Annotated in this window: 14 protein-coding genes; 7 read left to right on the top strand and 7 right to left on the bottom strand. The window is 65.3% G+C overall.

Annotated elements, in window-relative coordinates:
* Positions 1-49 precede the first annotated feature (49 nt).
* From modC to VUG52_RS16300, 6 genes are all read right to left on the bottom strand, one after another.
* Positions 50-1,141 carry a molybdenum ABC transporter ATP-binding protein gene (modC, locus tag VUG52_RS16325; RefSeq protein WP_050706253.1) on the bottom strand — a complete coding sequence of 364 codons (1,092 nt, stop codon included), beginning with the start codon at positions 1,139-1,141 and terminating at the stop codon, positions 50-52.
* Between the two features lies 1 nt (position 1,142).
* Entirely contained in the window at positions 1,143-1,823 is a 681-nt protein-coding gene (gene modB, locus VUG52_RS16320) for a molybdate ABC transporter permease subunit (protein ID WP_198742694.1), read from the bottom strand.
* Complete coding sequence (gene modA / locus VUG52_RS16315; RefSeq protein WP_262950072.1) at positions 1,823-2,581, bottom strand: molybdate ABC transporter substrate-binding protein; 759 nt, start codon at positions 2,579-2,581, stop codon at positions 1,823-1,825. The genes modB and modA overlap by 1 nt, the downstream gene beginning before the upstream one ends.
* A 103-nt stretch (positions 2,582-2,684) precedes the next feature.
* Positions 2,685-3,749 (bottom strand): NAD(P)H-dependent flavin oxidoreductase, encoded by a 1,065-nt coding sequence (locus VUG52_RS16310; RefSeq protein ID WP_331831772.1) that lies wholly within the window; start codon positions 3,747-3,749, stop codon positions 2,685-2,687.
* A 34-nt stretch (positions 3,750-3,783) separates the two neighbouring features.
* Positions 3,784-3,954 carry a hypothetical protein gene (locus tag VUG52_RS16305; RefSeq protein WP_177330847.1) on the bottom strand — a complete coding sequence of 57 codons (171 nt, stop codon included), beginning with the start codon at positions 3,952-3,954 and terminating at the stop codon, positions 3,784-3,786.
* Positions 3,955-3,969: 15 nt separating this feature from the next.
* Positions 3,970-4,272, bottom strand: a complete 303-nt coding sequence (locus VUG52_RS16300; protein WP_050706249.1) for a DUF1883 domain-containing protein — start codon at positions 4,270-4,272, stop codon at positions 3,970-3,972.
* 164 nt (positions 4,273-4,436) lie between these two features.
* On the opposite strand from VUG52_RS16300, the gene VUG52_RS16295 reads away from it, so the two are divergent.
* From VUG52_RS16295 to ahpF, 7 genes are all read left to right on the top strand, one after another.
* Positions 4,437-4,796, top strand: coding sequence for a hypothetical protein (locus tag VUG52_RS16295; protein ID WP_050706248.1), 360 nt, complete (start codon positions 4,437-4,439; stop codon positions 4,794-4,796).
* Positions 4,797-4,941: 145 nt separating this feature from the next.
* Positions 4,942-5,592: a c-type cytochrome gene (locus VUG52_RS16290; RefSeq protein WP_050706247.1), complete on the top strand. Its 651-nt coding sequence runs from the start codon at positions 4,942-4,944 to the stop codon at positions 5,590-5,592.
* Entirely contained in the window at positions 5,589-6,503 is a 915-nt protein-coding gene (locus tag VUG52_RS16285; protein ID WP_050706246.1) for a c-type cytochrome, read from the top strand. Before VUG52_RS16290 ends, VUG52_RS16285 begins: the two co-directional genes overlap by 4 nt.
* Positions 6,504-6,734: 231 nt before the next feature.
* Positions 6,735-7,574, top strand: coding sequence for a UTP--glucose-1-phosphate uridylyltransferase GalU (gene galU, locus VUG52_RS16280; RefSeq protein WP_050706245.1), 840 nt, complete (start codon positions 6,735-6,737; stop codon positions 7,572-7,574).
* 97 nt (positions 7,575-7,671) lie between these two features.
* Positions 7,672-9,027 carry a glutathione-disulfide reductase gene (gene gorA, locus VUG52_RS16275; RefSeq protein WP_331831769.1) on the top strand — a complete coding sequence of 452 codons (1,356 nt, stop codon included), beginning with the start codon at positions 7,672-7,674 and terminating at the stop codon, positions 9,025-9,027.
* A gap of 248 nt (positions 9,028-9,275) precedes the next feature.
* On the top strand, positions 9,276-9,839 hold the full coding sequence (ahpC, locus tag VUG52_RS16270) for an alkyl hydroperoxide reductase subunit C (protein WP_008090543.1): 564 nt from the start codon (positions 9,276-9,278) through the stop codon (positions 9,837-9,839).
* 124 nt (positions 9,840-9,963) lie between these two features.
* Positions 9,964-11,526 (top strand): alkyl hydroperoxide reductase subunit F, encoded by a 1,563-nt coding sequence (ahpF, locus tag VUG52_RS16265; RefSeq protein WP_050706243.1) that lies wholly within the window; start codon positions 9,964-9,966, stop codon positions 11,524-11,526.
* A gap of 105 nt (positions 11,527-11,631) precedes the next feature.
* Here ahpF and VUG52_RS16260 read toward each other — a convergent pair whose 3' ends face one another.
* Positions 11,632-12,813 carry an MFS transporter gene (locus VUG52_RS16260; protein WP_050706242.1) on the bottom strand — a complete coding sequence of 394 codons (1,182 nt, stop codon included), beginning with the start codon at positions 12,811-12,813 and terminating at the stop codon, positions 11,632-11,634.
* Positions 12,814-12,831 lie beyond the last annotated feature (18 nt).

Genomic DNA, 12,831 nt, shown 5'->3' with positions numbered 1-12,831 from the left:
CCATGGAGGGCACTGTTGCTGCAATGGACCGCGCCCGTTGCAGCATTGCTCAACCCAGCAGCGCCACCGACTTGATCTGCGCCCACAGCATCTGGCCCGGCTGCACCGCGAGCTGGTCCGCCGAATAGCGGGTGATGCGCGCCAGCAGGGCGCTGCCGGCGGCATCCAGGCTGACCAGCACATGGGCCGGATTGTCCGCCGGGCGGCACTCGCGGACCCGCACCGGCAGGCGGTTGAGGATGCTCGAGGCGCCGTCTGCGGTCAGTGCCAGGCTGACATCCCGGGCCTGTACCTTGAGCCGCAGGGTGCTGCCCATGTGCAGCCCGGGGTGGGCGATGCGCAAGCGCTGGCCGTCACCGCCGGGCAGGCGTAGCTCGAACAGCTGGTAATGCGGATCGTGGCTTACCACCACGCCTTCGAGCACCACGCCGGCATCCTCGCCCTGGGCCAGCGGCAGGTCGAGGCGCGCCAGGGTCTGGCCGATCGGACCGCTGGCCACGGCCTTGCCCTGTTCGAGCAGGACCAGGTGGTCGGCCAGGCGCGCCACTTCGTCCTGGGCATGGCTGACGTAGATCAGCGGGATGTCCAGCTCGTCGTGCAGGCGCTCCAGGTACGGCAGGATCTCGCGCTTGCGCGCGCTGTCGAGCGCGGCCAGCGGCTCGTCCATCAGCAGCAGCCGTGGGCTGCTGAGCAGGGCCCGGGCGATGCCGACCCGCTGCGCCTCGCCGCCGGACAGGGTCGCCGGCTTGCGCGCCAGCAGGTGGCCGATGCCCAGCAGTTGGCAGGCCTGTTCCTGGCTGATCTTGCGCGCCTCGGGGGCGATGCGGCGCCAGCCGAACTCGAGGTTGCCGCGCACCGACAGGTGCGGGAACAGGCTGGGCTCCTGGAACACGTAGCCGACCGGGCGCTGGTGCGGCGGGATGAAATGCCCGCGCGCGCTGTCTTCCCAGACCTGGCCATTGACTTCGATGTAGGCGCTGGCGGCCCGTTCCAGGCCGGCCAGGCAGCGCAGGCACGAGGTCTTGCCCGAGCCGGAATGGCCGAACAGGGCGCTGATGCCGCGTCCGGGCAGGTCGAGGTCGACGTCCAGGGTGAAATCGTCGCGCGCCAGTTTCAGGCGCGCCTGTATCGATGCGCTCATGTCAGCTCCAGCCAGCCTTGCCGCGACGGCCTGCATAGAGCATCAGCAGCACCAGAAACGAGAATACCAGCATGGCACCGGCCAGCCAGTGGGCCTGGCTGTATTCCATGGCCTCGACGTGATCGAAGATCTGCACCGAGACCACGCGGGTCTTGTCGGGAATGTTGCCGCCGATCATCAGCACCACGCCGAACTCGCCCACGGTGTGGGCGAAGCCGAGGATACTGGCGGTGACGAAGCCGGGGCGCGCCAGCGGCAGCACCACGTGAATGAAGGTATCCCAGGGGCTGGCGCGCAGGGTGGCGGCCACCTCCAGCGGGCGCTGGCCGATGGCGCCGAAGGCGTTCTGCAACGGCTGTACTACGAAGGGCATGGAGTACACCACCGAGCCGATGACCAGCCCGGTGAAGCTGAACACCACACTGCCCAGGCCCAGGGCCTGGGTGGCCTGGCCGATCCAGCCATGAGGGCCGAGGGCCAACAGCAGGTAGAAGCCGATCACCGTCGGTGGCAGCACCAGCGGCAGGGCCACCACCGCGCCGATCGGCCCGCGCAGCCAGGAACGGGTGCGCGCCAACCACCAGGCGATGGGCGTGCCCAGCACCAGGAGGATGGCGGTGGTCAGGCTGGCCAGCTTGATGGTCAGCCAGATCGCGCCCAGGTCACTGGCGTCGAGCGGCATCAGAGCTCATAGCCGTAGGACTTGATCACTGCGGCGGCCTTCGGGCCCTTGAGGTATTCGACCAGGGCCTTGGCGGCCGGGTTGTCCTTGCCTTTGTTGAGGATCACCGCGTCCTGGCGGATCGGGTCATGCAACTCGGCGGGCACGATCCAGGCGGAGCCTTCGCTGACCTTGCCGTCCTTGTAGATCTGCGACAGGGCGACGAAGCCCAGCTCGGCATTGCCGGTAGACACGAACTGGAAGGCCTGGGTGATGTTCTGGCCTTCGACGATCTTCGCCTTGGTGGCTTCGGTCAGCTTCAGCTTGTCCAGCACCTGGGTGGCGGCCAGGCCGTAGGGCGCGGCCTTGGGGTTGGCGATGGACAGGTGCTTGTATTCGTTCTTTTTCAGTACTTCGCCCTTGGCGTCGACGTAGCCCGGCTTGGCCGACCACAGCGCCAGGGTGCCGATGGCGTAGGTGAAGCGCGAGCCCGCGACGGTCTCTTTCTCCTGCTCGAGCTTGGCCGGGGTGCTGTCGTCGGCGGCGAGGAACACTTCGAACGGTGCGCCGTTCTTGATCTGCGCGTAGAACTGGCCGGTGGCGCCGTAGGCGGCGACCAGCTTGTGGCCGGTGTCCTTCTCGAAGTCCTTGGCGATGGCCTGGATGGGCGCTGTGAAGTTGGCCGCCACGGCGACCTGGACTTCGTCGGCCTGGGCGGCATTGACGGCGATCAGGGTGGCCAGGGCGCTGAAGGCCAGGTGGGGCAGGCGAATACGCATGCAAACGGCTCCTAGGGACGGCGGGTTATCGTTATGGCGTGGACTATATAGCGATACGCCATCCGTCGGGAAGAGGGGGTCTGAAAATTTCCTGATCTACGAGTCAGCTTTTTGTTGTCTGCCCGGCAATCAAGCGGGTCAGGTCGCCCGCCGCCATATGCCGCCCGAGGCGCAGCGCCTGTCCCGACCACAGGTTGCTGAAATCGGCGTTGCCCTGTGGATCGGTGATCGCCCGCAGCGGCATCAGCGCGCCGCCGGCCAACGGGAAGCGTGGGGCGAGGGTGCTCATCGGCCCCAGTTCGCGCATCAGGCGGTTGTTGATGCCGCGGGCCGGGCGGCCGGTGAACAGGTTGGTCAGCGCGGTATCGCTGGCGGACGCGCTGTCCAGGGCGCTGCGGTGCGCCGCAGACACCTTGGCCTCGGGGCAGAACAGGTACGCGGTGCCGACCTGCACCGCCGAAGCGCCCAGGGCCAGGGCGGCGACCAGGCCGCGGTGATCGCCGACACCGCCCGCCGCGATCACCGGCAGCCGCACGGCATCGGCCACCTGCGGCACCAGGGCGAAGGTGCCGATCTGGCTGGTGATGTCGCTGCCGAGGAACATGCCGCGATGGCCGCCGGCCTCGTAACCCATGGCGATGATCGCGTCGCAGCCGCGCTGTTCCAGCCACAGCGCTTCCTCCACCGTGGTGGCGCTGGACAGTACCTTGGCCCCGGTCGCCTTGACCCTTTGCAGCAACTCGGGCACCGGCAGGCCGAAGTGGAAACTGACCACTTCCGGGCGCAGTTCCTCCACCAGCTGGCAGCTCAGTTCGTCAAAGGGGGCACGATTGGACACCGGCGTCGGCGCCTCGAAGTCCGCGCCGACTTCCTCGTAGTAGGGCTTGAGCGCCTGCTTCCAGCGGGCGGCGCCCTCGGGGTCGGGCGCCGGCGGCTGGTGGCAGAAGAAGTTCAGGTTGAGCGGGCCCCGGCAGGCGGTGCGAAAGGCCTCGATCTCGCCGCGTACCTGCTCGGCGCTGAGCATGGCGCAGGGCAGGGCGCCCAGGCCGCCGGCGTTACCGACGGCAATGGCCATGGCCGAACCGCTGGCGCCGGCCATGGGGGCCTGGAGAATGGGCAGCTCGATACCCAGCAGGTCGAGGATGCGGCGGTCTTGCCAGGGGCTCATGGGCGACTCCTTGAGTGCGGGGCGTGCTGCGTGGTTACAGGGCCTTGCTGACCTGGATGTCGCTGATCTTGTCGGCGTCGTCGCCGTGGATCTTGCGCAGGGCCTGCTGCGCCTGCTCGAGGGAGGCGTCGGGCATCTGGGCGAAGTCCCAGCGGCGTTCGCCGTCGAGCTTGTACTTGATCACGTACTTGATGGTCTGGGTCATGCGGCTATCCGAGTGTTATCCAAGTTTCGACGACGAGCGGCGGATGATCTTGATCTTGTGGCTGAGGGCCGGCTTGCGCGTCACCGAGATCGGGCGGGTGGTCACGGTGTCGATGGTGATGTTCCAGAAGCCGGTGCTGGGCACGGTGATCTTCGCCGGGAAGCGCTCGAAGTGGCCGCCGTGGTAGGTGTGGCGCCCGCCATTCTTGAAACTGCGGAAGTTGGCGTCGTTCATCAGGCGGATGTTGCAGCGCTGGGAGCACTCGATGACGACGATGTCGTCCTCGTTCAGGTGCTCGCGCTGGTGTACGAATTTCATGGGGTGCTCCGCAAGGATTGTTTCAGCAAACGCGAAAGATACCACGATGTGAGGTTACACTTGCGCCCGGGCTGGCCAAGCCAAGGAGATTTCTGCCAGACGTGGGAGCAAAACCGCCTGGATGTGGTCAGAGGATGACTTTGAAGAAGCTGGAGACGATGTAGATGAAATGGGTAGCAGCAGCGGTGGCGCTGACGTTGGGTGGCTGTGTCAGCGTGACGGAGCTCGAGCAGTCCCACGCGACGCTGGATGTGATCTCCGGCAAGACGCCGCGCGAGTATGCCGACTGCGTCAAGCGCAAGCTGGCCGATACGCGTGATCCCTTGCAGGAAGAGGTGCGTGGCGATGGCTTGCGCCTGACCGTGCCGCAGAAGGTGTCGGCCGGCGTCGGCCCGGCGGCGCTGCTCGATATCGACAAGCGCGGCAGCGGCAGCGCGATCAAGGTGTACGAGCGGTTGAACAACTTCCCGCTGCGCCTGGGGGATGTGCGCACCTCGGCGACCCAGTGCATCTCCGGTTCTTGATCCAGCTCAGTTAATCGGCAATTAGCTGGCGGTTTGCCACTTTCCTTCCCGGTGACGCGTTGTCGCACGTCGGGGAATAGGCCTAGTATTTCTGGGCTTATATCGTTTAAGCCTAAGCTTATAACAAGGAAATGGAGCCTCCGTGATGAAACCCCTGAGCCATGTCGTGATCGGCAGCCTGCTGATCTTGGCCTGGCCCTCGGCGCACGCTGCCGATGGCCAGAAAATCTTCAACCAGGGCGGGCAGAACCCCGCCGCCATGGCCTGCCTGGGCTGCCATGGGCCGGATGGCAAGGGTATTGCCGCCGCCGGTTTTCCCCGTCTTGCCGGCCTGCCTGCCGGCTATCTCAGCAAGCAATTGCATGACTTTCGCAACGGCAGCCGCAAGCAGGCGGTGATGGAACCGTTGGCCAAGGCCCTGGACGATGCCGAGATCGAGGCGGTCAGCGCCTACCTGGCCAAGCTGCCGGCCGATGCCGCGGCGGACACGCGCCGTCAGCAGATCGCCAACGATCCGGTGACCCGCCTGGCCATCTATGGCGACTGGAGCCGGTTGATCCCCGGTTGCGTACAGTGCCACGGCCCGGGCGGCAGTGGCGTCGGCGAACACTTCCCGCCGCTGGCCGGGCAGCCTGCCGGTTACCTGGTGGCGCAACTCAATGCCTGGCGCGATGGCAGCCGCAGCAACGATCCCAACCAGCTGATGGTCAACGTGGCCAAGGCGATGACCGATGCCGAGGTCAAGGCGGTCGCCGACTACTTCGCCCAACCGACCAGCCAGGAGGTCAAGCCATGAGAGTCCTGATGCCAACCCTCCTGCTGCTGGCCATGGGCACTGCCCAGGCCGCGCCCATCGCCATGGAAGACCAGTCCCAGCTCAAGGTCCCGGGCGTGCAGGCCGCCCCGCAGTTCGTGCCGCCGGCGGAAAGCGCGATCCCGGATAACGCTTTCGGCAAGATGATCCGTGAAGGCCACGCGCTGTTCGTCGATACGCGACGATTGATGCCCGACGCGGTCGGCAACGGCATGAACTGCAGCAACTGCCACCTCGACCAGGGGCGCCTGGCGCATTCCGCGCCGTTGTGGGGTGCCTACCCGATGTATCCGGCGTATCGCAAGAAGAACGACAAGGTCAACACCTTTGCCGAGCGTATCCAGGGCTGCTTTACCTTCAGCATGAACGGCAAGCCGCCGGCGGCCGACAGCCCGCAGATGACCGCCTTGAGCGTTTACGCCTACTGGCTGTCGACCCAGGCGCCGACCGGCGTCGAGATTGCCGGTCGCGGCTACCCGGAGGTGCCCAAGCCCGAAGGCGGTTACGACTTCAAGCGCGGCAAGCAGGTGTACGACGAGCAATGCGCGATCTGCCACGGCGGTAATGGCGAAGGGCAGAAGGTGGCCGGGGAATACGTGATGCCGCCGCTGTGGGGCAAGGATTCCTATAACTGGGGCGCCGGCATGCACCGGATCAATACCGCGGCGTCGTTCATCAAGTACAACATGCCACTGGGCAAGCCCGGCAGCCTGAGCGACCAGCAGGCCTGGGACGTGGCGGCGTGGATCAACCGCCATGAGCGGCCGCAGGATCCGCGGCTGGTCGAAGGCTCGATCGAGAAGACCCGACTGAAGTTCCATGCCAACGACGGGGTCAATCTGTATGGGCAGAAAGTCGATGGCGTGTTGATCGGGCAGGGGATCGGCGGTTGAGCTGAAACCCTCGCGGGACAAGCCTGCTCCCACGCCCTGCAAGGGATGATCGTGGGGCGGGCCCGTCCCGCGATGATGCTGCCGGTCGCCTGAAATTCACGCCCCGGCGGAACTATCTACACTGGAATGTCTCTATGATGGCATCGGCCAGCGCGGGGGGCATTGTAAGGTGACCGCCGCCTGATTAGACTGCGCCGAATTTCGTACGCAAAGCCCTTGTTAAGGACGTATATGATCAAGAAATGCTTGTTCCCGGCAGCCGGTTACGGCACCCGCTTCCTGCCCGCTACCAAAGCCATGCCCAAGGAAATGCTGCCGGTGGTCAACAAGCCACTGATCCAGTATGGCGTTGAAGAAGCACTGGACGCCGGCCTCAACGAGATCTCCATCGTCACCGGTCGTGGCAAGCGCGCCCTGGAAGACCACTTCGACATCAGCTACGAGCTGGAAAACCAGATCAAGGGCACCGACAAGGAGAAATACCTGGTCGGCATCCGTCGTCTGCTCGACGAGTGCTCCTTCGCCTATACCCGCCAGACCGAAATGAAAGGCCTGGGCCACGCCATCCTGACCGGCCGCCCGCTGATCGGCGACGAGCCGTTCGCCGTGGTGCTGGCGGACGACCTGTGCGTCAACCTCGACGGTGACGGCGTGCTCGCGCAGATGGTCGCGCTGTACAAGAAGTACCGCTGCTCGATCGTCGCCATCCAGGAAGTCGATCCGCAGGAAACCAACAAGTACGGCGTCATCGCCGGTGAAGAGATCAAGGACGGCATCTTCCGTGTCGACGCCATGGTCGAGAAGCCCAAGCCAGAGGACGCACCGTCCAACCTGGCGATCATCGGTCGCTACATCCTGACCCCGGACATCTTCGAGAAGATCGAGCAGACCGAGCCGGGCAAAGGTGGCGAGATCCAGATCACCGACGCGCTGATGAAGCAGGCCGCCGAAGGTAACGTGATCGCCTACAAGTTCAAGGGCAAGCGTTTCGACTGCGGTGGCGCCGAAGGCTATATCGAGGCGACCAACTTCTGCTTCGAGAACTTCTACAAGACCGGCAAGGCTTACTGAGTCCCCGGCGTTGTCTGGAAAAGCCACCTTCGGGTGGCTTTTTTGTTTGCGGCGGCCAACGGCGCTATGCTGGGCGCCTGCCTAGGAGACTCAATGCATGGCTTACGATTTTGATCTGTTCGTGATTGGCGCCGGTTCTGGCGGTGTACGCGCGGCGCGTTTCGCCGCAGGCTTCGGCGCCAAGGTGGCGGTGGCCGAGAGCCGCTACCTCGGCGGCACCTGCGTCAACGTCGGTTGCGTACCGAAGAAACTGCTGGTGTACGGCGCCCATGTCGCCGACGAACTGGAACAGGCTGCAGGCTTCGGCTGGACCCTGGAAGAGGGCCACTTCGACTGGGGCACGCTGATCGCCAACAAGAACCGCGAGATCGAGCGCCTCAACGGCATCTACCGCAACTTGCTGGTCAACAGCGGCGTCACCCTGTTGCAGGGCCACGCACGCATCACCGGCGCCAATGAGGTGGAGGTCGAGGGCCAGCGCTACAGTGCCGCCAACATCCTCATCGCTACCGGCGGCTGGCCGCAGGTGCCGGACATTCCGGGCAAGGAACTGGCCATCACGTCCAACGAGGCGTTCTACCTCAAGCAACTGCCGCGACGCGTGCTGGTGGTGGGCGGTGGTTACATTGCCGTGGAGTTCGCCGGGATCTTCCAGGGCCTGGGCGCCGACACCACGCTGCTGTATCGGGGCGACCTGTTCCTGCGTGGTTTCGACGGCTCGGTGCGCACGCACCTGAAGGAAGAGCTGGAAAAACGCGGCCTGAACCTGCAATTCAACGCCGACATCCAGCGTATCGACAAGCTTGAGGACGGCAGCCTCAAGGCCACCCTCAAGGATGGTCGCGAGCTGGTCGCCGATTGCGTGTTCTACGCCACCGGCCGCCGGCCGATGCTGGACAACCTGGGCCTGGAGAACACCGGCGTGGAACTGGACGAGCGCGGGTACATCCGCGTGGACCAGCAGTACCAGACCACCGCCCCGTCGATCCTGGCCATCGGCGACGTGATCGGCCGCGTGCAACTGACCCCGGTGGCGCTGGCCGAAGGCATGGCCGTGGCCCGCCGCCTGTTCAAACCCGAGCAGTACCGCACGGTCGACTACCAGAACATCCCGACCGCGGTGTTCAGCCAACCGCCAATCGGCACCGTGGGCCTGACCGAGGAGCAGGCGCTGGCCGCCGGGCACAAGGTGCAGATCTTCGAGAGCCGCTTCCGGGCGATGAAGCTGACCCTGACCGATATCCAGGAAAAGACCCTGATGAAGCTGGTGGTCGACGCTGAAACCGACAAGGTGCTGGGCTGTCACATGGTCGGGCCGGACGCCGGCGAGATCATCCAGGGCCTGGGGATCGCCCTGAAGGCAGGGGCGACCAAGCAGCAGTTCGACGAGACCATCGGCGTGCACCCGACCGCCGCCGAAGAGTTCGTGACCATGCGCACCGTCACCCGCTGATACGCGTTACCCCTGATCGCGGGGCAAGCCCGCCCCCACGCCTGAAAACCTCCTGGCGTGGGAGCGGGCTTGCCCCGCGATGCATTTTGCCCCCGCAATCCTTTGCTCAGCCCAATCCCTTCTATTAATAATCTCGCCTTATAGCCAAAACCAATCACCAGCATGAGCTTTGCCAATGAGCCTTCATCGGGACCAGCGGTTAGGATTCTCTCCGTCAACCGAATTCAACCCATGAAGGAGCGTCTCTCATGCCAATCATCAACAGCCAGGTCAAACCGTTCAACGCCACTGCTTTCCACAATGGCGAATTCGTCCAGGTCAGCGAAGCCGACCTGAAAGGCAAGTGGTCCGTCGTGTTCTTCTACCCGGCCGACTTCACCTTCGTCTGCCCGACCGAACTGGGTGACCTTGCTGACAACTACGCCGAGTTCCAGAAGCTGGGCGTGGAAATCTACGGCGTGTCCACCGACACCCACTTCACCCACAAAGCCTGGCACGACACCTCGGACACCATCGGCAAGATCAAGTACCCGCTGATCGGTGACCCGACCCACGTCATCTCGCGCAACTTCGACGTGCTGATCGAGGAAGCCGGCCTGGCCGATCGCGGTACCTTCGTGATCAACCCGGAAGGTCAGATCAAGATCGTTGAAATCAACGACGGCGGTGTAGGCCGTGACGCCAGCGAACTGCTGCGCAAGGTCAAGGCTGCCCAGTACGTTGCCGCCCACCCAGGCGAAGTCTGCCCGGCCAAGTGGAAAGAAGGCGAAGCCACCCTCGCTCCATCCCTTGACCTGGTCGGCAAGATCTAAGGCCATGCGTCAGATGCGGGCGGTGAGCAACCGCCACTTCTAAGTTGTCACCGCCCCGTAAAAACGCCCGGGCGATCTCGCCTGGGCGTTTTTGTATCCGAGTTTTGAAAAAGGAATCGCCCGTATGTTGGACGCCACGCTTAAATCGCAACTGAAAACCTACCTGGAGCGGGTCACCCAGCCGATCGAGATCGTTGCCTCCCTCGACGACGGCGCGAAGTCCCGCGAACTGCACGACCTGCTGGTGGAAATCGCCGGCCTGTCGAACCTCATTACCTTCAGCGCGGATGGCAATGACGCCCGTCGTCCTTCGTTTTCGCTGAACCGCCCGGGGGGCGATATCAGCCTGCGTTTCGCCGGCATCCCCATGGGCCACGAATTCACCTCCCTGGTGCTGGCGCTGCTGCAGGTCGGCGGCCACCCCTCCAAGGCCAGTGCCGAAGTGATCGAGCAGATCCAGGCGCTGGAAGGCGAGTTCAGCTTCGAAACCTACTTCTCGCTGTCGTGCCAGAACTGCCCGGACGTGGTCCAGGCGCTGAACCTGATGGCGGTGCTCAACCCCAATGTGCGCCACGTCGCCATCGACGGCGCGCTGTTCCAGGATGAAGTCGAAGCCCGCAAGGTCATGGCGGTGCCGAGCATCTACCTGAACGGCGAAGTGTTCGGCCAGGGCCGCATGGGCTTGGAAGAGATCCTCGGCAAGATCGACACCAATGCCGGCGCTCGCCAGGCCGAGAAGATCAACGCCAAGGACGCCTTCGACGTGCTGGTGGTCGGGGGTGGCCCGGCTGGCGCTGCCGCCGCGATCTACGCCGCCCGTAAAGGCATTCGCACCGGTGTCGCCGCCGAGCGCTTCGGTGGCCAGGTGCTCGACACCCTGGCGATCGAGAACTTCATCTCGGTGCAGGAGACCGAAGGGCCTAAGCTGGCCACGGCCCTGGAAGAGCACGTCAAGCAGTACGACGTCGACATCATGAACCTGCAGCGCGGCGAAGCGCTGATCCCGGCCACCGATGGCGGCCTGCACGAAGTACGACTGGCCGGCGGCGCCTCGCTCAAGGCCAAGACCGTGATCCTCGCCACCGGCGCCCGCTGGCGGGAAATGAACGTGCCGGGCGAGCAGCAATACCGTGCCCGTGGCGTGGCCTACTGCCCGCACTGCGACGGCCCGCTGTTCAAGGGCAAGCGCGTGGCGGTGATCGGTGGCGGCAACTCCGGCGTGGAAGCGGCCATCGACCTGGCCGGCGTGGTCGCCCAGGTGACCCTGATCGAGTTCGACAGCCAGCTGCGCGCCGATGCCGTGCTGCAGCGCAAGCTGCACAGCCTGCCGAACGTCAAGGTGATCACCAGCGCGCTGACCACCGAAGTGGTCGGCGATGGCGAGAAGGTCACCGGCCTGCGCTACAAGGACCGCACCAGCGACACGCTGCATGACCTGGCGCTGGAAGGCATCTTCGTGCAGATCGGCCTGCTGCCGAACACCGACTGGCTCAAGGGCACGGTCGAGCTGTCGCCGCGTGGTGAGATCATCGTCGATGCCAAGGGCCAGACCAGCATCCCCGGCGTGTTCGCCGCCGGTGACGTGACCACGGTGCCGTACAAGCAGATCGTCATCGCCGTGGGCGAGGGCGCCAAGGCGTCGCTGGCAGCCTTCGATCATCTGATTCGCACTTCGGCGCCGGCCTGACCCCAGCGGGGTGTAAACGTGAAAACGCCGCCATTCCTTCGGGGATGGCGGCGTTTTTGTGTTGCGGCTATCGCGGGCAAGCTCGCCCTATGTGGGTGATCCTGGTCAGGCGGGATTACTCAGCGCCTTGTCGGCGGCCTTGCCGCGCCCGCCCAGCCATACCAGCAGCAATCCGGTCGCCGCCAGCAGGCCACCGGCCATCGGCACCGCCGCGTAGCCCAAGTCCAGGCTGATCACCGCGCCACCCAGGGCGGCGCCGACGGCATTGCCCAGGTTGAAGGCGCCCACGTTGATCGACGACGCCAGCCCCGGTGCCTCGGCTGCGGCGATCATCACCCGCATCTGCAGCGGCGGCACCACGGCGAAGGTGAACATCCCCCACACCAGCAAGGCCAGCGCGGCGCCGACATGGCTACCCAGCACCAGTGGCATCAGCAGCATGATCGCCGCCAGCGCACCGAGGAAGATCCGCGCGGCACCGTCCAGCGACCAGTCGGCCAGCTTGCCGCCCAGGCTGTTGCCAAGGGTGAAGCCGACGCCGATCAGCACCAGGCCGAGGGTGACGAAACTGTCCGAGGCACCGGTCAGTTCGGCGAGCACCGGGGCGACATAGGTGTACAGGGTGAACATGGCGCCTGCGCCCAGGACCGTGGTGGCCATGGCCAGCAGCACGTTGGGGCGGGCGATCACCGCCAGCTCCTTGCGTACATGGGGCACGCTGCCACGCTCGCCCTTGGGCAGGGCGTACCACAGCGCCGCGATGGCCAGCACGCCGAGCACCGCGGTGCCGGCGAAGGCCATGCGCCAGCCGACCTGCTGGCCGAGCCAGGTGGCGGCTGGCACGCCGCCGATGTTGGCGATGGTCAGGCCCATGAACATGGTGGCCACGGCGCTGGCCTGCTTGTCCCGGGGCACCACGCTGGCGGCCACCACCGCGCCCAGGCCGAAGAAGGCGCCGTGGTTGAGGCTGGTGATCAGGCGCGAGAGCAGCAGGGTGTAGTAGTCCGGCGACAGGGCCGAGAGCAGGTTGCCGACGGTGAAGATGCCCATCAGCATCATCAGCGCGGCGCGCTTGCCGAAGCGGCTGAACAGCAAGGTCATGATCGGCGCGCCGACCATCACGCCGATGGCATAGGCGGTGATCAGCATGCCCGCGCTGGGGATGCTGGCCCCGACGCCATCGGCGATCACCGGCAGCAGGCCCATGGGGGTGAACTCGGTGGTGCCGATGCCGAAGGCGCCGATGGCCAGGGCGAACAGCACCCGTTTGGGGGAAAGCGTGCTCATTGGGAGCTCCGAAAAAGC

This window comes from Pseudomonas sp. LH21 (assembly GCF_036549575.1).
Lineage (GTDB): Bacteria > Pseudomonadota > Gammaproteobacteria > Pseudomonadales > Pseudomonadaceae > Aquipseudomonas > Aquipseudomonas peradeniyensis.
The sequence above is the reverse complement of the archived record's forward strand: the minus strand, read 5'-3'. Positions and strand labels throughout refer to the sequence as shown.

Coding starts and splice junctions, on each gene's coding strand:
- ahpF (WP_050706243.1), top strand. CDS start 9,964: ATGTTGGACGCCACGCTTAAATCGCAACTGAAAACCTACCTGGAGCGG.
- VUG52_RS16260 (WP_050706242.1), bottom strand. CDS start 12,813: ATGAGCACGCTTTCCCCCAAACGGGTGCTGTTCGCCCTGGCCATCGGC.
- VUG52_RS16300 (WP_050706249.1), bottom strand. CDS start 4,272: ATGAAATTCGTACACCAGCGCGAGCACCTGAACGAGGACGACATCGTC.
- modB (WP_198742694.1), bottom strand. CDS start 1,823: ATGCCGCTCGACGCCAGTGACCTGGGCGCGATCTGGCTGACCATCAAG.
- gorA (WP_331831769.1), top strand. CDS start 7,672: ATGGCTTACGATTTTGATCTGTTCGTGATTGGCGCCGGTTCTGGCGGT.
- VUG52_RS16310 (WP_331831772.1), bottom strand. CDS start 3,749: ATGAGCCCCTGGCAAGACCGCCGCATCCTCGACCTGCTGGGTATCGAG.
- VUG52_RS16290 (WP_050706247.1), top strand. CDS start 4,942: ATGAAACCCCTGAGCCATGTCGTGATCGGCAGCCTGCTGATCTTGGCC.
- VUG52_RS16295 (WP_050706248.1), top strand. CDS start 4,437: ATGAAATGGGTAGCAGCAGCGGTGGCGCTGACGTTGGGTGGCTGTGTC.
- modC (WP_050706253.1), bottom strand. CDS start 1,141: ATGAGCGCATCGATACAGGCGCGCCTGAAACTGGCGCGCGACGATTTC.
- galU (WP_050706245.1), top strand. CDS start 6,735: ATGATCAAGAAATGCTTGTTCCCGGCAGCCGGTTACGGCACCCGCTTC.
- VUG52_RS16305 (WP_177330847.1), bottom strand. CDS start 3,954: ATGACCCAGACCATCAAGTACGTGATCAAGTACAAGCTCGACGGCGAA.
- ahpC (WP_008090543.1), top strand. CDS start 9,276: ATGCCAATCATCAACAGCCAGGTCAAACCGTTCAACGCCACTGCTTTC.
- modA (WP_262950072.1), bottom strand. CDS start 2,581: ATGCGTATTCGCCTGCCCCACCTGGCCTTCAGCGCCCTGGCCACCCTG.
- VUG52_RS16285 (WP_050706246.1), top strand. CDS start 5,589: ATGAGAGTCCTGATGCCAACCCTCCTGCTGCTGGCCATGGGCACTGCC.